This is a genomic window from Rossellomorea arthrocnemi, assembly GCF_904424705.1.
In the GTDB taxonomy this organism is placed as follows: domain Bacteria; phylum Bacillota; class Bacilli; order Bacillales; family Bacillaceae_B; genus Rossellomorea; species Rossellomorea arthrocnemi.
This window is the reverse complement of record NZ_CAJGBF010000015.1, coordinates 32373-53846: the sequence shown is the minus strand read 5'-3', so window position 1 is coordinate 53846 and position 21474 is coordinate 32373. Positions and strand designations below refer to the sequence as shown.

22 protein-coding genes and 1 pseudogene are annotated in these 21474 nt (G+C 41.8%); 3 read left to right on the top strand and 20 right to left on the bottom strand.

Features of this window, described 5'->3' with window-relative positions:
* Positions 1–16: 16 nt before the first annotated feature.
* Together BAA9072_RS17560 and flaG are read right to left on the bottom strand one after the other, a co-directional pair.
* The gene (locus BAA9072_RS17560) at positions 17–1519 is read right to left on the bottom strand and encodes a flagellar hook-associated protein 2 (protein WP_201715986.1); all 1503 of its coding nucleotides are present in this window, start codon (positions 1517–1519) and stop codon (positions 17–19) included.
* A gap of 15 nt (positions 1520–1534) precedes the next feature.
* Positions 1535–1894, bottom strand: coding sequence for a flagellar protein FlaG (gene flaG / locus BAA9072_RS17555; RefSeq protein WP_201715985.1), 360 nt, complete (start codon positions 1892–1894; stop codon positions 1535–1537).
* 158 nt (positions 1895–2052) lie between these two features.
* On the opposite strand from flaG, the gene BAA9072_RS17550 reads away from it, so the two are divergent.
* A complete protein-coding gene (locus BAA9072_RS17550; RefSeq protein ID WP_201715984.1) occupies positions 2053–2988 on the top strand; it encodes an endonuclease in 936 nt (311 codons plus the stop codon).
* Positions 2989–3033: 45 nt separating this feature from the next.
* Here BAA9072_RS17550 and BAA9072_RS17545 read toward each other — a convergent pair.
* The 15 genes and pseudogenes from BAA9072_RS17545 to BAA9072_RS17475 form a co-directional block, all read right to left on the bottom strand.
* Positions 3034–3150 (bottom strand): annotated as a pseudogene (locus tag BAA9072_RS17545) (flagellin); the annotation flags it as partial.
* A gap of 341 nt (positions 3151–3491) precedes the next feature.
* Positions 3492–4640, bottom strand: coding sequence for a flagellin N-terminal helical domain-containing protein (locus BAA9072_RS17540; protein ID WP_201715983.1), 1149 nt, complete (start codon positions 4638–4640; stop codon positions 3492–3494).
* 155 nt (positions 4641–4795) lie between these two features.
* Positions 4796–5017 (bottom strand): carbon storage regulator CsrA, encoded by a 222-nt coding sequence (csrA, locus tag BAA9072_RS17535; RefSeq protein WP_034764426.1) that lies wholly within the window; start codon positions 5015–5017, stop codon positions 4796–4798.
* Positions 5018–5021: 4 nt separating this feature from the next.
* A complete protein-coding gene (fliW, locus tag BAA9072_RS17530) occupies positions 5022–5465 on the bottom strand; it encodes a flagellar assembly protein FliW (protein ID WP_201715982.1) in 444 nt (147 codons plus the stop codon).
* Between the two features lie 18 nt (positions 5466–5483).
* Positions 5484–6074, bottom strand: coding sequence for a DUF6470 family protein (locus BAA9072_RS17525; RefSeq protein ID WP_201715981.1), 591 nt, complete (start codon positions 6072–6074; stop codon positions 5484–5486).
* Positions 6075–6148: 74 nt separating this feature from the next.
* On the bottom strand, positions 6149–7054 hold the full coding sequence (gene flgL / locus BAA9072_RS17520; RefSeq protein ID WP_201715980.1) for a flagellar hook-associated protein FlgL: 906 nt from the start codon (positions 7052–7054) through the stop codon (positions 6149–6151).
* Positions 7055–7068: 14 nt separating this feature from the next.
* A complete protein-coding gene (gene flgK, locus BAA9072_RS17515; RefSeq protein WP_201715979.1) occupies positions 7069–8646 on the bottom strand; it encodes a flagellar hook-associated protein FlgK in 1578 nt (525 codons plus the stop codon).
* Between the two features lie 29 nt (positions 8647–8675).
* A complete protein-coding gene (locus BAA9072_RS17510) occupies positions 8676–9170 on the bottom strand; it encodes a flagellar protein FlgN (protein ID WP_201715978.1) in 495 nt (164 codons plus the stop codon).
* 17 nt (positions 9171–9187) lie between these two features.
* A complete protein-coding gene (gene flgM / locus BAA9072_RS17505) occupies positions 9188–9457 on the bottom strand; it encodes a flagellar biosynthesis anti-sigma factor FlgM (RefSeq protein WP_330999309.1) in 270 nt (89 codons plus the stop codon).
* 116 nt (positions 9458–9573) lie between these two features.
* On the bottom strand, positions 9574–9984 hold the full coding sequence (locus BAA9072_RS17500; protein ID WP_201715977.1) for a TIGR03826 family flagellar region protein: 411 nt from the start codon (positions 9982–9984) through the stop codon (positions 9574–9576).
* A 60-nt stretch (positions 9985–10044) separates the two neighbouring features.
* Complete coding sequence (locus BAA9072_RS17495; protein ID WP_201715976.1) at positions 10045–10746, bottom strand: ComF family protein; 702 nt, start codon at positions 10744–10746, stop codon at positions 10045–10047.
* The gene (locus BAA9072_RS17490) at positions 10736–12226 is read right to left on the bottom strand and encodes a DEAD/DEAH box helicase (protein ID WP_230980926.1); all 1491 of its coding nucleotides are present in this window, start codon (positions 12224–12226) and stop codon (positions 10736–10738) included. The genes BAA9072_RS17495 and BAA9072_RS17490 overlap by 11 nt, the downstream gene beginning before the upstream one ends.
* A gap of 142 nt (positions 12227–12368) precedes the next feature.
* On the bottom strand, positions 12369–13220 hold the full coding sequence (locus BAA9072_RS17485; protein ID WP_201715975.1) for a DegV family protein: 852 nt from the start codon (positions 13218–13220) through the stop codon (positions 12369–12371).
* Positions 13221–13451: 231 nt separating this feature from the next.
* Positions 13452–13814 (bottom strand): PilZ domain-containing protein, encoded by a 363-nt coding sequence (locus BAA9072_RS17480; protein WP_201715974.1) that lies wholly within the window; start codon positions 13812–13814, stop codon positions 13452–13454.
* Positions 13815–14009: 195 nt separating this feature from the next.
* Positions 14010–14912, bottom strand: coding sequence for a DMT family transporter (locus BAA9072_RS17475; RefSeq protein ID WP_201715973.1), 903 nt, complete (start codon positions 14910–14912; stop codon positions 14010–14012).
* A gap of 248 nt (positions 14913–15160) precedes the next feature.
* On the opposite strand from BAA9072_RS17475, the gene BAA9072_RS17470 reads away from it, so the two are divergent.
* Both BAA9072_RS17470 and murB read left to right on the top strand, forming a co-directional pair.
* On the top strand, positions 15161–17230 hold the full coding sequence (locus tag BAA9072_RS17470; RefSeq protein ID WP_201715972.1) for a bifunctional 2',3'-cyclic-nucleotide 2'-phosphodiesterase/3'-nucleotidase: 2070 nt from the start codon (positions 15161–15163) through the stop codon (positions 17228–17230).
* 186 nt (positions 17231–17416) lie between these two features.
* Positions 17417–18337 carry a UDP-N-acetylmuramate dehydrogenase gene (gene murB / locus BAA9072_RS17465; protein ID WP_201715971.1) on the top strand — a complete coding sequence of 307 codons (921 nt, stop codon included), beginning with the start codon at positions 17417–17419 and terminating at the stop codon, positions 18335–18337.
* Between the two features lie 359 nt (positions 18338–18696).
* Here murB and BAA9072_RS17460 read toward each other — a convergent pair whose 3' ends face one another.
* The 3 genes from BAA9072_RS17460 to BAA9072_RS17450 all read right to left on the bottom strand — a co-directional run bounded on the left by BAA9072_RS17460 (position 18697) and on the right by BAA9072_RS17450 (position 21259).
* A complete protein-coding gene (locus BAA9072_RS17460; RefSeq protein ID WP_201715970.1) occupies positions 18697–19158 on the bottom strand; it encodes a hypothetical protein in 462 nt (153 codons plus the stop codon).
* Between the two features lie 114 nt (positions 19159–19272).
* The gene (locus tag BAA9072_RS17455; protein WP_201715969.1) at positions 19273–20166 is read right to left on the bottom strand and encodes a helix-turn-helix domain-containing protein; all 894 of its coding nucleotides are present in this window, start codon (positions 20164–20166) and stop codon (positions 19273–19275) included.
* Between the two features lie 175 nt (positions 20167–20341).
* Positions 20342–21259, bottom strand: coding sequence for a tetratricopeptide repeat protein (locus BAA9072_RS17450; RefSeq protein WP_201715968.1), 918 nt, complete (start codon positions 21257–21259; stop codon positions 20342–20344).
* Positions 21260–21474: the final 215 nt, after the last annotated feature.

Here is a 21474-nt window from a genome sequence, read left to right as displayed (position 1 = left end):
CCTCCTTTAATGATGATTAGCCGCCGAATTGGTTCATGAGGAACATGGATTGTTCGTTGGAGCGCTGGATGGCTTTTTCCATGGCGGTGAATTGGCGCCAGTAGCGGTCTTCGACTTGGATCAACCGGTCCTCAAATCGGTCCATTTGGTTGTCCATGTTGTTTAGTAAACGGCCTAAAGTAAATGTATTATTGGTGCTCGATGCTTTCCCTGCTTTTTGCTCAATGCTGTCCATTGTATCTTTCAACGTATCACGTAAACGACGTGCGATCCCTTGTTCATTTGACGTCGCACCATCTTTAGCAAAAATCTCATAGATGGCATTCGGGTCTTTTGAAATCGCTTCTCTCAGTTTATTTTCATCGATAATAAGCTTTCCACGGTCAAGGTAGTTGCTTGATGTTTTGATTCCGATTTGGGCTAATTGGTCAAAGCCTGATGTTCCACCAGAGATTGGTGTGTACATGTCAGATCGCATTTTGTTGAGACCAGAAGTTAATACAGAGTCATTACGCAGTGTACCGCTTCGAGACTTTTCTTCCCATAGCTCAATTTCTTTTTCTTCCATTGACTCTTTTTGTTCAGCTGTCAATGGTTGAAAATCACGGTATTTTTTTTCGTTTACTTCGCCGTTTACTTTTTCTATGAGTTTGTTGTATTCGTCGACGAATTTGACGATTTTTTCTAGGATTTTGTCGGTGTCAGGTGCAGAAGTAAAGGTGACAGGACCTGTCGACTCGTTTTTCAACGTTAATTCAAATCCATTAATGGTAAAGGTATTTGAAGGTCTCGTCGTCGTAAGTCCATTATAGGTAAACGTTGCGTTTACCCCTTCCTGACGCACTCCACTGAAATTTGAATCCGTTAATTGCAGACTATCAAAAAAAGTACCTGTTTCATCCGAAAGAACGATATCATTCCCGGCAGCATCACCTGAGTTTTTGGCAGTGAAAGAAAATTGTTTTGTTTTTTCATCAAAGAAAACAGAAACCCCTGTTTGCTGATTGATCTTTGATATCAAACTATTTAACGTTTCCTTTTCAGGTTCAAATTCGATGGATGTTCCCTTAGGATCCAATGTTCCATCTTTAAGTATAGATTTTATGTTTATTTTTTGTGTGCCACTTAAGCCAGGCATTAGTTCTTTTAAAGTCTTGGATGAATCTGTGATGCCGGTAGCTCCACTAATGATCGTTGCTGATTTGGCTAGATTCCCAACTTCCAAGTTTCCAGAAAAATCGGTAGTAGAATTAATATTTTTCACAGATACAACAGAAGGATCAGACACACTAATCGTCTTCTGCGTATACGTCCCCTGCTTCATCACTCCGTCAAAAATAAGATTACTAAAATCAAACATCATCTTATTCATATCCCTGTAATCATCACGCTGCCATTCAAGGTATTGCTTCTTCTGTTCCAGTTTATCTAAAGGAATTCGTTCCGCCTTCATTAAATCTTTTATGATTTGATCCGTGTCCATACCACTGGCAAGGCCACCAATTCGCATATCAGCCATATGTATCTCCTTCCATTAAACTTTCTTATCGACCATTAACCCAACAAATTCCGTCATCGCGGCATGCATATCAAGGATTTTCTTTGCCGGTATTTCTTTCACTACTTCCTGCGTCCGATCATCGACGATCGTCACATAATATTCTTTCAATTTATCATGAAATTCAAATTTGAGGTGAGTATTCGAAGTGGACATAAACTCATTCATTCCATTCACGACATCTTCCATTTTCTCTTTGGTGACAGGTTCTCTTCTCGTGGTTTCTTCATGATGTCGTTCCTGCGCTTGAATTTGTTTCACTTCTTCACTTGTCTGATTCTCTAATCTAGTAAATGATTGTACTCCTGAAACTCCGCCTGTCACTTTATCAATCATCTTTTGATCCTCCTGAGGGTTATATGGATTATATCGGTGGTTGGTGGGGAAAGTTTAGGTTAGATTAGCAGAAAGAAGCGGGATTTAAAGTTATATAAGTTAACCAGAGGGTATAATTTAAAAAAGAACAAATGTTCTCTGATGAAAGGTGGGAGGAAATGTTGTCGTGTGAAGAATTCTTACCTATGGTTTGTGGGAAATTGCTAGGTGATGGATGCATTGTAAAACAAGAAGAAAGAAAACCTCGTTTTCAATTCATACATTCTATCAAGGACAAAGAATGGTGTTATGACTGTTACTTCAGGCTCAAAGACTACCTTCCATTAACAGGTCCACATTATAAAAGAAATGAAGATACCCGTGTTAAGGCAGGTTATACAGAATCATATTACGTACAATCGCGCACTCATGATCACATCACTAACTTAAGAACAGTCTGGTACAAGAATGGAAAGAAAGTTCTCCCTTTTGAGTTCTTAAAGAAGTATCTCACTCCTCTTGCACTCGTATGGTGGTATCAAGATGACGGCCATCTCAAGAAAGACTCTACTATTCCTCGAAAGATCATTCTTTCGACAGAAAGTTTTACACCTATTGAGAATAAAAAATTATGCCAGTTATTGAAAGGTAGATACTCATTACTTTTTTCAATAGACAAACAAAACCGGATCATTCTGTATAATCAGTTTCAGATTCAATACTTTCTCTATTTGATTAATCCTTACCTCCACCCATGCATGTTCAGAAAGACTATTACCTCATGTGAAATATATAATCGGATTTCAAATTCGAAGCGGACTACCATTTATTTACCGGACCACATAAATTTAATTTCTCCTACAAGAGAGATTAATGAAAAGCTATCAGCGCTTCCAGATATTTTCACGATCATTAAAGGTGATGACTTTTATACTAATGAGTTACTAACATTTATCGAGTCTACTAAAACATCTGTTACCAAGAAACCCTATCAAATTACCGTTTCTGAAGATAACCTTCAAAACCTTTCTATATTAAATAAAATGACCGGATTAACTGCTAGTATTTTGGCACATTTATGCTTTATAGATAGCCAACCGATATTCTTAAAATAAAAAGAGACCCTAGTAATACTAGAGTCTCTAATAAAGAAGTCAATATTAACGAAGAAGTTGTAAAACTCCTTGAGGCTGCTGGTTGGCTTGCGCTAGCATAGCTTGAGCAGCTTGAGAAAGAATAGAATTCTTCGTTTGGTTCATCATTTCTTTCGCCATCGTGCGAACATTTACTTTCATAAATGACCAGACTATATCTTCACCCTCTATAAAATAGTAGGGGTTGGGCACTTCGGATTCACAATGCTGATGACCATTGTTTCACCTACGGATTTCATCATCATAGCCTACGCCTTAGATGGTCTATCCTAGTCGTTGAACCTTCTCCACTCTTTCAAGCCAGGAGCTTGGCTGCTGATTGCCCAATCTCTTCTTTTGTTAAAGCCATCACGCTTGTCGTTTCCAACTACGTTGTGGCAAGAAAAGCTCTAAGGGGTTTCCAGCAATTCACCCAATTATGATCTCTGGCCGTTACCAGCCAGGACGACTGTGCTTGTTGCTACTTAGGCAGCTAAAGCATAATCTACGTCACGGATACGTGATTCCGCTGCAGTTAGGTTTTCGGAAGATGTGTTTAGGTTGTTGATTGTGTGTTCTAAACGGTTTTGAGTAGCACCAAGGTTTGAACGTTCAGCAGAAACTTTTGCAATTGCTTCATCAATTACTTTGATCGCTACATTAGCTTGACCTTGGTTACCAACTTTAAGATCTTTTACACCTAGAGCTGAAGAACCCATGTCTTTGATTGCTAGGTTGATGTTTTGACCAGTGTTTGCACCGATTTGGAATGTGGAAGAACCATCGGAATGAACATCAGTAGCTTGAGTGGTTTCAGAGAAACTAGAGAGTGAATTTGTTGCACCAGCTTTTACATTTCCAGATGCATCTTTAACAGTTACTGTGAAACCATGAATAGCTCCTGTTTCACCTGAAGTGGCTGCAGCAAACTCTACCCCACCTGTGGTATCAGCCATAGAAGCTAAGTTAGCATCTGCTGTTCCACCAACACCATCACTATTAGTTAAATCACCAAGTGTACCTGCACCTACTGCAAAAGTATTTGTAACTGTTGCACCGTCTTTTACATAAGAAACTTCAATTGTATCAGTAGCAGTGATACCTAAACTATTACCATCTTTGTCAGTAAGAGCGGTTAATGCAGTAGCAACTGCACCTGATGCCCCCAGATTAGTATTAGTAGTAGTATTAGCTACTGCTGCAGTGGTTTTATCCATTGAACCATCCAATAGGTTCTTTGTGTTGAATTGAGTTGTTTCTGCAATACGATCAATTTCTTTGCCTAATTGATCCATTTCATCTTGAATGTTCTTACGATCTTCTGCTGTGTTTGTATCATTAGCAGCTTGAGTTGCTAATTCACGTTGACGTTGAAGAATTGAGTGAGTTTCGTTTAAAGCACCTTCAGCTGTTTGAATTAAAGAAATTGCATCTTGAGAATTTGCTGAAGCTTGATCTAACCCACGAATTTGCCCACGCATTTTCTCAGAAATAGCGAGACCTGCAGCATCATCTCCAGCGCGATTAATACGCATACCTGAAGACAACTTCTCCATAGATTTTGATTGATTTGTAGAAGCACTATTCAACTGACGATAAGTATTCAAAGCCGCAATATTATGATTAATTCTCATTACAAAATTTCCTCCTTGAAAGTAAGCCCACATCCATGTGAACTATCTAATTTTTAGTTTGCAACGAGTACTAAAGGTCGGCCGCCCTTCTCCTCATTGCTTACACTACTATTATCGGTTGTTTCGACTGGTGTTTAATAGTTTCCGAAAAATAATTAATCATTTTTTGGCAAAAGATTAAACAGATTGTCGATTCCTTTCGAAGCTTCGGTGTTTTCCTCCTGAATAGAGAGGTAGACTTCTTTCCGATGGATGTCTACGTTCTTTGGGGCATTGATCCCGAGTTTCACTTGGTCACCTTTAACAGAAATGACCGTTAGCTCAATGTCATCCCCAATTTGAATGCTTTCTCCCGTTTTTCTTGTCAGTACTAGCATCCCCTCACCCCTTCTTTCCTGCAGGCTGTGCGAAGATCAGGTGCTTGGTTTGGTAGTCTGTGTTGGTTAGGATAACTTGTTTGCCTTTACGATTTGCCAGATTAAGAATGATCGGTGCCTGCAAATTCGCGGTAGATTCATTTAGCACTTCTCGTACGGTAAGAATAGAAAGCACCTGTATTTCTTTTTCAGAAGGATAATCCAGTAATTCTACACTAGCCTGATCCAATTCAAAATCATAATCCTTGAAGAACAAAAATGGATCCGTTACGACAAAACCAAGTTCAGGTGTTGTCACCGATTGCAATATATGAAACCACTCATTTTCCGGAAGTGGCAACAATACAAATTGCTTCTCCTCCCCAAACCCCGGAATCCCATGTTCAAATATCAGAACATCATCTGACTTCACTTCTATTTCTCCATGATATTTCGTATTGATTTTCATCCTCTTCACTCCTTCATTCTATATTTCTTGTTCGTAGTTAATCCCTACGTGTTTTAAGTTTGCAAAATCAATTTGTAAGTCTGCGTATCGTTTCAAACTGACATCCACCTGGGCTGGAGTATACTGTATATTGGGCTTTTGAGGACGAGAGTGATTCACCACTTTTTGCGGTTCGACGTTCACTTTGACATTTCCGGGGTCATAGCTGATTTTGACGCTTCCTGCAGTAGGGATCCATCCTATGTTAAACTCATACATCGGATCTTCACTGTTCCGTTTAGCCTGGGCGGCAATCGCATCTCCACCGTTCTCGATCATCATGAGTTCATCCCCGTCCTGGCTGACACGGGCAAGTCCCGACAGCCAGTCTTCATACCCTTGTTGAGAATATTCTTCTATCCTGCGACGAACCGATTTCAAGTCCATATCTGCCCTGGCCTCGGTTTGGTCGATGGTCAGTTTTGAAGGCGTTCGTTCAATCTCCATCTTTGCCTGGGGCTGCTGAATGTCTAACTCTGCCGGGGGCTGTTCAATGTCCATACGGCCAGGAGTCGTCCGGATGCTCAGGGCTGCTGACGTGGACTGCAATCTTATTTGTGGAACGTTCACACATACTCACCTCCATGTAAAAAGGGACTGACCCTAAGGTGACGAAACACCTTAAAGGGTCAGTCCCCTTGCTTTTATCGCAGAAAATCCATTAACGTCGGCTGAATGATTCTGGCCCCAACGCTGAGTGCCGCTCTGTGGACACTTTCCTGGGTTTTCAAATCCGTGATGACGCGTTCGATATCGGCATCCTCGTTATCTGAAAGAATTCGATTCGCTGTTACTTCCTGTTGACCCAGCCGGTCGTCTACCATTTCAAGACGATTGTAACGGGCACCGAGTTCAGAACGTTCTGCTGATAGTGTGTTCATTACACTATCCAGATTCTCAAGCTCTGTATCCAGGGCCGAATCATCTCCCGACTCCAATGCTTTTTGGATGTTGTGGACGGTGTCGAACAGTTTCTGATTAAAGACCTTATTAGGATTAACATTCGCTTTTAAGGAAACGCCTTGTGAAACTTCTACAGGATAAGCATCGATAGCACTGCTGCCTAAATTGTCCGCGACCTGTGGAGCACTTCCGTCTGCGGGTTTCCCATCTTTGATCGGTGAATTCCCAACATCTGTTCCATGAAAAATATATCTTCCTGCTACTTTCGTTTCAGCGACACTGACAAGGTCATTTTTAATCTGTTCAATTTCAACTGCTACTGCTTTTCGATCTTCCGGACTCAATGTTCCGTTTTTCCCTTCAAGGGTCAATTCCCGAACACGCTGCAAACCTTGATTTGCCTGTTCGATTCCTGACTCCGAGTTTTCCATCCATAAGTAAAGTTCCGATAGATTCCGTTTATACTGCTCAATCCCTGTCAGGTTCGAACGATAAAACATCCCTTTCATCGCAACAACGGGATCATCCGAAGGCTTCGTAATTTTCTTCCCTGTCGCCAGCTGGTCCTGCAGCTGACCCATTCGTCCATAAGAAGAACTTAAATTCCTCATCGAATTTGCAGTTAGCATACTTTGAGTAACACGCATATCATTTCACCTGCCTATCTTCCAACGGTACCCATGCCGTTGATGATTTTGTCGAGCATTTCATCCTGTAGTGTGATCATTCTGGCAGAGGCGTTGTAGGCATGCTGGAATTTGATCATGTCGGTCATTTCTTCGTCCAGGGACACACCGCTGACGGACATGCGGCGTTCGTCCACTGCTCCTCTTAGTACGCCAGAGTTGCTTGCGAGTCTTACAGATTCTTGTGATTCAACGGCCATTTTTCCGATCACGGATTCAAAGTGCCCTTGGAATGAGGCTTCTTTTTCTCCATAAGGCAGTTTAGTGGTTGTGATGATATCGGCTAGCGCCAGGACATTGGATGCGTCACCGAGGGTCGGATTATCTGCACCTGCTGTCGCGATATTATCGAGATTGCTCATTTCATCGGCTACCTGGATTCTTTGAGCGAAGCCTGCTTTTGGCACACCATCTAAATCGGCTGAAGCATTCTGAGAATCCTGGAAGAACTTCGGTGTATTTGGCGTGAAGTTATCCGGATCAAAGTTTGGATCATTCATCTGTTCAGGTGTGACCCCTTGTTGATGCTGGTCATTGAATGCTTTGGCGAATTCGTATGCCATGCTGTCCAGTTCATCGAGCATGCTGATGTAGGAGCCTTCTGCTTTACCGTCTTTATTTTTGAAGCCGTATGTATCGACAAGGGCTCTCAGCTTTCCTTCGCCTTGGGATAAAAAGTCTTTAATGTCGAGTGTCTGATTTCCGATCGTTACGGTATCCACTGTATTTTGTGGACCGTCGTAGGAAAGCGTAAGTTCATTCACTCCACTTTTTCCGACCAGGTTGACAGCCAGATTTCCGTCTTTTCCGACCAATGTGACGGTCACTGCTCCCTCTGCAATTGGAGATGACGCTCCTCCATTGGATTGGTAGCTAGTTTGGATGGAAACATGCTGTGAAAGTTCATCGATCAACCGGTCCCGTTCATCATATAAATCATTGGGAAGATAGCCATGTGGTTCTACATCGGCTATTTGTTTATTGATGTTATCGATTTGCTTGGACAGGGAATTGATTTGCTTTTCACTGACAGACAGCTCATTTTTCAGATCGCCCCGGACACTCGTCAGGGAGGATGATAAGTAGTTGAACGTTTCAGCAACGGCTTTTCCTCTCTCGACGACGACTGAACGTGCACCTGAGTTGGACGGGTTAACAGCTAAATCCTGAAGGGACTGCCAGAACATATCCATCGTTTTCGACAAGCCTGAGTCGGATGGTTCATTCATGACTTCTTCCATCTTCTTCATCGCTTCCATTTTTGTTTCCCAGTAGCCAAGCTTTTGGTTTTCACCTCTATACTGCATGTCCAGGAAGGAATCACGCACGCGCTGAATCGAACCGGCGTCGACGCCCGTTCCGATTTGACCCGGGATTTGCGGACGGTTCATAGAAGGGGCAGGATAGGGTGTCGTCTGTTCAAAATTGACTCGTTGACGGGTATATCCAGGGGTATTTGCGTTGGAGATGTTGTGGCCGGTTGTATAAAGGGCGCCCTGCTGGGTGTACATTCCTCGTTTCGCCGTTTCCAGGCCCATAAAAGTGGATCGCATGGTGTTGCCTCCGTTTCAATTAGTAAGTGCTATGCTTTCGAATCAAAGATGGAACGACTTACCGGTGATTTCTTTTCACCGTTAGGACGTGAATAGGTTGATTGATCCGGCTGTTGCTGCGTCATGGATAGATTCATATTCACGAATTGAAGAGATTGATAGACAAGCTTTTGATTCAGCTCATTTTGAACCTTCAATTCTCCGATAATACCGACCAGTTTTTGCTGCCAATGGGCGAGCGCTTCTTGCTCCTGGGGGGAGCTGTGCTCGATACACTGAGATATCGTTGGTGCCTCGTTGAAAGGCACTCCCTGTGATTGTAGGTAGTGGCTGGATTCCCGTTGTCGCTCAGCTTCCACCGTATTGATGGCGGCCAGGTGCTTCTGCTCATCCTTCAATACACGATCGAGTTCATTCATATCACCTTTTTTGATGACATTGGTTTTATCCACAGAAAGATCGAACAAACTTTTATGCAGCTTATATAGTTTTTCAAGTGTTGCCATCAATGCATTGGCTGACATGTTTGTTCGCTCCTTTGTTAGTTTCCGCTATAAAAATGTTTTAATCCTTTAGCAATGGCTTTCGGATCGATGGTGTAGTTTCCGCTCTGGACCTGATCTTTTAAAGACTCTACTCTGGCCTGACGCTCTTTGCCTAATTTTGAAACTTCCTGCATCTCTTTTGCAGCAGAAGAGATTTCAATTTTGTCGGAGGCCGTCTTTTCCGTTTTGCCTACCTGGTCCATTTTGTTAAGGTTGCGCTTATAAGGATTAATGTTCTGATTCCCGATATTGTTAATCTTCATCATTTTCCCTCGCTTTCATCACGTCCATTGTTTCTATCTAGTATATCGGATGTAAACGCGTTTTGTTTAGTAGAAGAGACTGGTTAGTTCTTCCTGATTTGTTTTACTGACAACTAGTTCTAATCTCTCATTGTATAATACGTTCTCTGACTGGATTCCTTTGATTTATTCTTCCATTCCTGCTCCGTTTCAAACTTTTTCAAATCACTGGCAAGTTCAAAGGAACAATCACTGCAAATCCTCCCCGTCACTATAATCTTCCCGCATTTATCACAAGGATATCCCATATTCGGAAACTGTCTCGTCTGGATTCGGCCTTTTTTCACCCATTTATAAAGGAGTTCCTCGTCTACACCCGTCACTTCAATGACACGATCCATAGAGGCGGCACGGTTATCCCGCTTTTTCAAAAATTGATAGACCGTTTCGTACATTTTTTCTTCTTCTTTAAAACATTTATCGCATACATCACGGAATTTATTTTGCATAAAAATGGCGTTACAGCGTGGACAGTTGATGATTTCTGACATAATGATTTCCTCCCGGTGAAGCTTCTCTTACCCATTATATCGGCAGAATGGAGGATAGCTTTAACCCCTGGCGAGAGTTAAGGAAGAAACCTTATCAGCCCCGGCATCCTTCAATCGTTTTGCTGCCTGTCTTAAGGTCGTTCCCGTCGTATAAATATCATCAAATAACAGGATGGATTTACCCGTAAGATCCGATTTTTCAAGCTGAAATACCTGCTTCTGTTGAAGGCGTTCCTTCCGCGTCTTCTTCGACTGTTTTTCCGTATGCAATCGTGTGAGGATAGGTGAGGGACGGACCTCTGCTTCTTCCAGGAGAGCAATAGATTGATTGAACCCTCTTTCATAGAGGCGTTCATCGCTGAGTGGGATCGGGATGATGAGGTCATATTCGGTTTTAGCAAGATACGTCTTGATTGTATGAGAGAATGCTCTTGCCAAGGCGTAGTCACCACGATACTTGTATCTGGCCAGGAATTCTTTCAAAAAATCATTATAGTTATAAACTGAATTATTTTTATGAAGGATTCCCTTCCATTCAGGGTCCAGATTCCACCGATGACAGTCCAGACAGGTATCACCTTTTACGAGATTAGAAGGCAGATCATCCATTGACCGGGAACATCCTATACAACGTTTCCCTTCTATTTTCTCCAGTTTCCCCTGACATGCCTGACAAAGAAAGTGAGGCTCTCTGTTAAATAATGCCCTCCAAGACATCGCCTCCACCCATTCTCCTTCACAATTCAAACAGTTACTTTCCATGAATCAATCCCCGTTTCCTGGCTTCATTATTCATACGGTCAATATGAAGCAATGCCTTAATCATCCCCCTTGTTCGCCCGTAATGAAAATAAATGATGTCCCCCGTTGGATATTCAGAACTTCTCCCCACCCTTCCGGCAATCTGGACAAGTGCGCTCTCCGTAAAGATCTTTTCTTCTGCACCAAGAACGGCGACATCAATGTTCGGAATCGTCACTCCCCGTTCTAAAATGGTGGTCGTAAGTAAAATAGGAATTTCTCCTTTCCTCATCTTCATCACCTTTTCTTTGCGTTGAGGATCTTCAGCGTGAACCGATTTGATGAGGGGGTCCAATTCTTGAAAAAGAGGCAGGGATTTTTTCATGAGTTCGACTGTTGGAAAGAAGATAAGGGCTTGTTTCGATTGCTGAAGCTTTAATGAGGTCCATTTTTTCAAAACAGAGGGAATGCGATTTTTCTCCAGGGATTTTTTCCAAAGGCCACACCAGACAAACCTGGGATGTGGGATTGGATATCGGTGAAAGCGGGCTGGGATTTGGGTGAAGTTTCTTGTTCCCTTCGTACATTCCTGTTGTGTTTTGGAATCTGGAGTTGCTGTCAGATAAATAAGTGAAGAATCGGATTTCCGAGCCTTTTCTACAGCCCATTGCAGGGAATGGTCGAAGGAATACGGGAAAGCGTCGACTTCATCTATGATCATGACATCAAAGGCTTCCTTGTAACGATACAGTTGATGGGTAGTCGAGAGAACGAGGTGACCATATGTATGACGTTCTTCTGTGCCACCATACAGGGTGGTAATTGGTGTGTTTGGGAAAACGGCTTTGAGACGGGGAGACAGTTCAAGAATGACGTCTGTACGTGGGGCGGCAATGCAGACGCGTTTATGTTGCTGAAGGGCTTCAGCTATTCCTTCAAAAAGCACCTCGGTCTTGCCGGCTCCGCATACAGCCCAGATGAGGAGATCGTTATATGATTGAATGTCGGATTTCAATTGCTCGGAGGCTGCCTTCTGCGCTTCCGAAAGGGTTCCGGACCAGTCATATGTTACCGGTGGAGGCTTCGGTTCAGACCCAGTCCATCTTAACAGCGGTGTACATTCCGACACTCTGCCCATCATGATGCATTTCCGGCAGTAGGTGCATTTCGTTCGGCATCTCGAGCAATTGAAAGCAGCAAATAAATGGGGTCTGTCATTCCCGCATCGGCGACATTGGCCATTAAATACACCTTTCCCATATGAAACATAGCCATTCACATAATGCTCAAAGAGGGTATCCATTGAAAATGGAATCTCGTCTACTAATAAAGATCTTCCACTTAAATAAGATTGAAGCTCTGATGAAAAATGAAAGGATGGATTAAGTGGTTGAGGTGGAAAGGAAGTGAATTCTGAGATCTTTTGGAGAAGGGGGGCAGGCTCTTTCACAAGGGGTTCAGGGGTTAATCGATGTTCCATTATAGCAAAACGCACATACATCACTCCTTTTTGGATAATAATGTATTCTACATCAGGGTAGGAAAATCCTGCAAAAACAAAAACAGTGCCAGGCACGAAATAATCGTTTTGTGCCTGGCACCTTTGGGAGTAGGGAATGCAGCATGTACCTGGTACACTTCTCCTACCGACTCATCTTCCGTGCCCATCCCATCCCCATCGACCCCTCACCTAAATGAGTCCCAATGACTGGACCGAAATAACTTACATTGAATTCCACGTTGGGATACTTCTCTTGTAGTTCATTTCTCCACTGAATCGCATCTTCTTCCCGATTCGCATGGATGATGGATGCTTGAAACTCCTCCCCGGAACTTACAGCTTCTCCAAGGAGGTCTTCTACCCGTTTCAGGGCTTTTTTGCGTGTGCGGATCTTCTCGAACGGAACAATCACTTTATCAACAAAATGCAGTAAAGGTTTCACCTGCAACAGGCTCCCAATGATCGCCTGGGCTTGTGATAGCCTGCCGCCGCGCTGCAGATGAGCAAGATCATCGACCATGAAGTAGGCGTGAACCGATTGCTTCATTTCATCCAATAACGAAATGATTTCTTCAGCACCTTTCCCCTCACGGACAAGTTTCGCACCTTCAATGGCATAAAAGCCTTGGATCATGCAGCTGATCTCCGAATCATAGGGATAAACGTCAATACCTTTCACCATTTCCCCTGCCTGAACGGCTCCTTGGTACGTCCCGCTGATTCCACTGGATAAGTGAATGGAAATGACTGCATCATAGTCTTTAGAAAGCTCCTCGAATAGCTCGACGAACTTTCCTACCGGGGGCTGTGATGTCGTGGGAAGCTTATCTTGTATGCTGACCTCTTCGTAAAATTCGCTTGCCGTAATATCAACTTCTTCTTGATAGGTTTCTCCTCCGAAAATGACGCTGAGAGGAATCATATGTATGTTGAGTTGATCACGCAATTCTTTCGGGATGTAGGCAGTACTATCCGTTACAATTGCCGTTTTCATAGAATTACCATCCTTATTTTTTATTTTATCAAATGATGAAGCAAGTTCGAATGGTTCACCACATTAACTTGTCTGTACTAAGCTATGTATCCTAACCATTTTATATGAATATGTCATTTTTTGCATCAGATTCAGAGGAAAAACTCAAACCTCTTGAAATCAACAACGGAAAAAGGATCCACTCAGTCGGTCAGTGGATCCCAATTATCAGTTTCAGGCAGGCGCTTCGAATTACTTTCTCACATATTTCTTCAAGTCATCTGTAATTTTATTTTTCAAAACATCGTCCTTTACAAACCGGATTCCATACTGATAGTGAGAAATTCCTTTTCGTTTCTTCCACTGTATGACCCCTACGGCAAGGATTCCAGCAAACTCTTCATCAAGCTTGAATTCTACCTGAAGCCTGACTTCCTTTTCTAAATGAATATCTAACAACGACTGAAGTTTGCAACCCTGGGGGCTAAGATCCATAATCTCCCCTTTGGCGACCTTGGATTGAATCGTTTGTTCCCCAACTCCAACAATGGTGAAGGAACAGGAAATGGGCTCCGAGAAAGTAAAGCGATAGGATTCATCTCTTTTATATTTCATAACCATTCACCTCCATTTAAATTGAGAAATTTACATAACCAGATACAGGGTACATATTCTCATCATCGATTATAGCAAATAAAACTTTTAGGCAGATATTATGATTTAAATAAATTAAACAAACGTTTGATTAGTCTGCTAAACCCCTTCTATAAAAGGGTTCCAACATGTTAATCAAACGTTTGTTTAAAGGTCTTACCTCGTCCCTGCAGGCAGGGACGTCATGATTTTTTTCGATTTTCTGGAGGATAGGAATACCCCAGCGAATATGATCAACAATCCTACTATCAGATTATGGGTAACGGGCTCCCTTAGAAGCACGAACCCCCAGATCATCGCAGTCCCCGGTATCAAATACGTCACAGTCGACGCAAATTCAGGACTTCCGTTGGTCATGATGTAGAAATAAAGGAGTGTCGCCACTCCGGACCCAAGGCAGCCTAGTCCTAAAATCCCCAGAATGACCTCACCTGATACTAAATCCCCGACAGAGATTGGATCTGTGATCATCATCCCCACAAACCCTACCGCGGCCCCGATCAACAGCTGAAAAGTGGAAATCACGACCACACTTGTTCCTGCAAGGTGTTTTTTAGTGAACTGGGAAGCAAGCGCATAGCTCATCGTTGCCAGTACCATCGTTCCCACCCCTACAAAATCAGACGAAAGGATGCCGCTCACTTCAAAGTTCATCAGCACGAGGATACCGATGAATCCGACGCCGATGCCGATCCATTGAAACCCCGTCAACACAACGGAAAAGAATAAAAATCCAACCAGCCCAGTCCAAATCGGTGTAGTCGCGTTCAGGATAGAAGCAGTGTTGCTGTTGATTTGCGTTTCACTTAAGGCGATCAGGGTCCAAGGCAGCGCGGCATTCCCTATTCCCACAACAAACAGTTTCCAAAAAGGAAGTGGTTTCTTTCCTTCCTTTCTCCTCTGCAGGAAGAAAATCGGAAGAAGTATGAGGGCCCCAGCCAGACACCGTAAAAACACCGTCCCCCACACTCCCGCAGGTTCAACCAACCATTTAATGAAAACGAAAGACATACCCCAGATCAGGCTTAAACCAATTAATGCGGTGTATAATCGAGCCAACTTGCTTCCTCCTCTCTTTTTATTTAATTGTATATTTTAGTGGATGAATAGATGTTATAGCATATTTTTTATACGTTCTATCCTATCTTATAAAACTGCTAAAAGTAAACAAGCAAATCGGAGCTGGGGACTCTCAACAAAACTTTTACATTTTTCTAATAAACCATACTTTTTAATCATTTTCCTTTCAGATGGATGTGCTAGCATGTAATTGTTTGGCAGTAAATACATATATAGGGGAGATTCCGTTGAAAAAAACCGCTAAAAAGAAAAAAGTCATTGTTGGTACTGCTTTAGTCCTTGGCCTTCTGATTCCACAAGCCACTCCTTCGATTACATATGCTGATGTCATGGACAAAGATATTGTAAAACTCCGTATACTTGAAACAACTGACATCCACGTGAACCTCGTAAACTATGATTACTATCAGGATACAGCAACAGATAAATATGGACTAGCCAAAACGGCGACCTTGATTAAGCAAGCCCGTGCTGAATCTCAGAACTCTTTATTGTTCGATAACGGAGATCTGATCCAGGGAAATCCCCTTGGTGATTATGTAGCGAAAGAGGATCCTCTGCAAGATGGGGAAACACATCCGGTTTACAAAGCGATGAATCTATTAAACTATGATGCCGGAAACATCGGAAACCATGAATTCAATTATGGACTTGATTTCCTGGGCACATCACTGAAAGGTTCAAACTTCCCATATGTGAACGCCAATGTGTACGTAGACGATAAAGACGGGAATCCCGATAATGATAAAAACTTCTTTAAACCTTATGAAATTCTTGATCGAACTGTTGTCGATGAAGATGGTGAATCACATTCCATTAAAGTAGGAGTTATTGGATTTGTCCCTCCTCAGATCATGCAGTGGGACAAAGCAAATCTTGAAGGAAAAGTGGTCGTAAAAGATATCATAGAAACAGCTAACAAATACGTTCCTCAAATGAAAGCTGAAGGAGCCGACGTGATCGTTGCCATACCTCACTCCGGTATCGGGAATGTGACCCAAGAGGGCATGGAGGAAAACGCAACATATGACCTTTCTAAAGTAGAGGGAGTCAACGCGATTTTGTTTGGCCATTCACATGGGGTCTTCCCTTCTGATTCGTATAGTGGGATTGAAGGGGTAGACGTGAAGAAAGGAACGATCAATGGTGTCGGATCGGTTATGCCTGGTTCCTGGGGAGATCATCTCGGACTGGTTGACCTTGAACTTGAATTAAAAGACGGGAAATGGAATGTGACGAATACGCAGGCTTCCACCCGCTCTATTCTAAATCCAGACGGAACACCAGCTGTTGAGGCAGACCAAAGCATCCTCGACGCAGTGAAAGAAGAGCACGAGGCGACGATTGAATGGGTCCGCAGTGCAGTTGGTGAGACGACATCCCCAATCAACAGTTACTTTGCATTAGTGAGTGATGATCCATCTGTACAGATCGTGACGAATGCCCAGAAATGGTATATCGAAAAGTATATTAAAGGGACAGAATATGATGGTATCCCGGTTCTATCTGCAGGAGCCCCTTTCAAAGCGGGTACACGTGCGAATCCTGATTATTATACAGACATCCCTGCGGGTGAAATCGCGATTAAGAACGTATCTGACCTGTACCTCTATCCAAACACACTACAAGCCGTGCTGCTTACAGGTGCTGACGTGAAAGAATGGCTGGAAATGTCTTCTGGACAATTCAATCAAATCGATCCTTCTAAATCAGAGGAACAAAACCTTGTGAACGGTGACTACCGCTCCTATAACTTTGATGTGATTGACGGCGTCACCTATGAAATCGATGTAACCCAACCTTCTAAGTACGATGCTGAAGGCGTTCTGGTGAACAAAGACTCAAGCCGCATCAAGAATCTCAAGTTTAATGGAAAAGCCATAGATCCGAACCAAAAATTCATTGTGGCAACCAATAACTATCGTGCGAGCGGAAATTTCCCCGGCGTGAAGAACTCAGAAATCATTGTTCAATCACCGGATGAGAATCGTAATGTGATCATTGATTACATCATGGAGAAAAAGACCATCGATCCAGAAGCGGATGGGAACTGGTCCTTTACACCTGTGAAAGGTCATACGAATATTGTTTTCGAAACGTCTCTGAAAGCTCAGAATTACATTAAGGATGCCAGAAAATATAAGTTCCTCGGAGAACAGGACAGTGGATTTGGTAAGTACTCAATCAAACTTAAAAAGAACGATGGAACGAATCCTGGACAGGGGAAGAAAGAAAACCGGGCTTTCATTACAAACCTCATCTCGAATGTAGCTAAGTCATTTAGTTTCTTAAAATAGCCGGCAAACCCAGGAACCTCCAATTTGGGGGTTCTTTTTCTTATTTATAGAGAAGTATATTCCCCCAATAGACTGATATTAACCACTCCCCACGGAAACCATTTAACTTTCATGGGTTTTCGTCATATAATGGTTGGGTAGGATTGATTAATGGAGTCGAAAATTACTATTTAGGACTGATATAAAATGTATAATAAAGAAACAGTGTTTGAAGAATTATCAAAAGTCATGCACTCCGATAATATTAAGCGTGACGAATTGTTAAGGGATCATTTGTATACGAAGTTGGGGGGAAGAGCTGACTTCTTCTTGACTCCAACCACTTATGAAGAAGTTCAAAACATAGTGAAGCTTTCCAATAAAGTCGATGTACCGTTTACGTTATTGGGAAACGGATCGAATTTGATCGTAAAGGATGGGGGAATTAGAGGAATTGTCCTTCATTTAAAGAATTTCAAGGAAATGAAAGCAACCGATCAGCTGATTGTTGCTCAAAGTGGCGCCGCAATCATTGATGTGTCAAGACGCGCTTTGGCCGAGAAACTGTCAGGCCTCGAGTTTGCCTGCGGAATCCCAGGTACAGTAGGCGGTGCACTGTTCATGAACGCTGGTGCGTACGGTGGAGAGATCAAGGATGTACTTGATTATTGCTATGTCGTCGATCGTGAAGGGAATCTGGTGAAACGCACAGCTGCAGAATTAGAGCTTGATTACCGTCACAGTAATATTTCTGAAAAAGGGGATATTGTATTAGAAGCCACTTTCAGTCTTCAGCCGGGGGCCTATGAAGACATCAAAGCCATTATGGATGATTTAACGTACAAACGGGAATCCAAGCAGCCACTTGAATATCCATCCTGTGGAAGTGTCTTCAAACGTCCGCCGGGATACTTTGCCGGAAAGCTTATCCAGGACAGTGAGCTTCAGGGTACGAACTTCGGAGGTGCAGAAGTATCCACCAAGCATGCCGGCTTCATCGTAAATAAAGATAACGCAACAGCATCTGATTATATTTCACTGATTGAACATGTTCAAAAAACAGTGAAGGAAAAGTTTGAAGTAGAGCTTGAACGGGAAGTCCGTATCATTGGGGAAGATCTCGATTAAAAAAGTCAGGAATCAGTTGATTCCTGACTTTTTTCGAACTTCACACCCTTAACCAAGCCCACTTAAACAAAAAAAACAGTCTAAAAAATAGTTTAGACTGAACGTGGCTTTTTGTCATTCATTATCCTCTCAAGGAACCATTAGCTATCTCTTTTTGACAACAGGAGCGGGCTTTGTTCTGCGAAATTTTCTCAATCTTGTCACTTGGGATTGAGAAACCTTTGCATCCAGTTCATAGGCTTCCCTAGCCTTATAATAGAGCAGCGACACAGCTAATGACCTCCTTTGTAAAAATATTAGTTTCTTTTTACCCGAAAATTTCCGGATAAAACCAAATTAGTTCATTTTTTAATCATTTTTCAGAAATTATAATTCCACAATATTCTCCATTCCCCTTCTTCAATGGCAACATAACAAGTTTGAGTTATCATTAACTCACCAAATTGACTATCAAAAGACATGTGCACCTCAGCTTTTCTGACATTTTTAAACTGAACCCCTTCGTCATTAAACGTAAACTCCTTCACCTTTTCAATGTTTCCCACTTCTACATCAAACTCATCTACCCCCATATGCCCCATGAATACATGGTTCTTAGTTTGGATATAAGAAGATTTTGGAAACTTGTTTTGCATCTCCGAGTGAAATAGCTCCCACGCATTGCCGAAGTCACCATCTTTTTCAAAGTTATAAAACTCTTCGATCACTTCTTCAGGTGTATCAGGGTCCTGGCTTTTTCCGATAAATGTGAATAGAGCCACCAATAGGATGATTGCCCCCACTGCAGCGATCATTAGAGGAACCGGGCTTTTTCTTCTCATACATCCAACACTCCTCCTCTACATTTATCTTTATGAAGGACATGCAAGATGTATGAAATAAAAAAGCTTCACGAACCCATTAAGGTATCATGAAGCTCCAATGAGGAGGTTATTTCATAAGATTCCTATTTTTTTTGAAATATCATCTTGCTTTTTTTGAAGATACTGACGGTAGCGATTATCTTTATACATATCAAATATCAATATGGCTTTATCGATGTAAGATAAAGCTTTTTTATATTCTCCCTCTAGTTCATAATTGTACCCAGTATGATAATAAAGCTCACCAAGGCCAAATAAATGTTCCTCTTCCAAACACCATTTAATCGCCTGATCGCAGTAGGAATTCGACTCTTTATACTTTCCTAACCTGGTTAAAGTACGGGCAATATTATAAAGTAATCTCGTTTTTATGGATTTATCATGAAGTTGCGCACTAAATTGCAGGGCTGAGCTAACTTCCTCATATAACTCCAAAGACTTCTCTAAATTTCCCCTTCCGAATTCGAAAGCCCCCAGTGTCATATGTATTTCTATTTCTCTCTCTGTCAGTGCCCGCTTTTCATTCATAGTGAGTGAAAGTGCCTTTTCTAAAAGAGCTAATCCTGCCTCCTGGTCCTTTTCCACTTCAAATATGTGAATACTTTTATGCCAGTATAACAGTTGCAGATTGGCTTCATTTCGAAAAAAGAGGGGATTCTTCTCTTCTGTCCTTACCATTTCAATCATTTCATCGTACATTAACCTCACTCTGAAGTATCTCAATTGGCGCTCGACTTCCTTCACATAGTCCAGTCGTGGGGTTGTTCCGATTTCAAAGAAGTAGTTTACATCTACCCCAAGTTTTTCAGAAATTTGATAAAGAGCCGTGGCACTTGGATAAATGTCTCCTTTTTCCATGCGGCTGACCAGAGCTTGTGTACAAATCCCTTCAGCTAAATCACCTTGCGTTAACCCAACAGCCTTCCTTAACTCCTTTATCTTTTTACCAATGATTGAGTAATCCAAACCCCCACCTCCTCAATATATTAATATCTTTATATTTTTCCAGAGAACATGTCGATTAAGCAGAGAAAACCGATTCTGTCTCAGCTCACTGACCGAGGATGCTTTTACATGGAATTCCTCATTATGGTTAAATATAGTTAACGACAAATTACAATACCTTTTGATGGCACTTCTCCTAGTGGGAAGTGCTCTTTTTTTGGGAAGATGTTTTTCCTGCTTCAATCCTAAGTTGTTCTATTTTCCCTCTAATAAATCGGACAAATTCTAAATTATTTTGAATTTCAAAAAAAGTGGCTGCTTTTTCAAAATAGGGAAGAGCTTCTTCATACTCACCTTTAAGCTCAAAGTTATATCCTAAATGGTAATGGAGTTGAGCAAACCCATACATATGCTCTTCTTTAATAATCCATTTTATTGCCTTTTTACAATATTGAATGGATTCCTCGTAATCTCCAAGTCTTGTGTGTACTCTTGCAATGTTATATAGGAGTCTGGTTTTGATAGATTTATCCTGCAGCCAATCTCCAGTAGATAATGCAGTCTTTACTTCAGAATAATAACAGAGGGACTTTTGATAATTTTCATTACTGAAATGAAAAGCACCTAGTGTGAGAAGGATTTCCATTTCTCTCTCTGAAAATGCTTTTTTACTGTCAGCTGTCAGTTGAAATGCCTTCTGTAAAAGGTCAAAGGCAGTATCTTGATCTTTTATAACTTCAAATTGATAGATTCCCTTGTGCCAACAAAGTAGTTGAGCATTTGCATTGTCCTTGAATAATGGATTATTCTCTTCGTTTTTTACCATTTCCATCATTTCAATATATTGATGTTTAATCCGTAATTTACGAAGTTGTCTTTCCACTTCTTGAATGTAATCAAGACGGGGAGTCATTCCGATTTCAAAAAAGTAGTTTACATCCACCCCGAGTTTTGTTGAAATCTGATAGAGGGAGGTAGCACTGGGATAAATATCTCCTTTCTCCATTCTGCTAATCAAAGCCTGAGTGCAGATTCCATCGGCTAATTCACCTTGAGTTAACCCGATAGCCTTCCTCACTTCCCTTATCTTGGTCCCAATAATCGAATAATTCACTATCAATCCCCCTATCCTGCAAAATATTAATATATTTATATATTATCAGAATCCAAGCAATTTTCTTAGGTAAAATACCTTAATTTTGCTCAAATAGACTCTGGTCGTCAATACATACATTTCAAATCTATGTTTTAATAATCTTAACGACAAATTACAATACCTTTGGAAAGCACTTCTCTTAATGGGAAGTGCTCTTTTTTTGAGGGACGGAC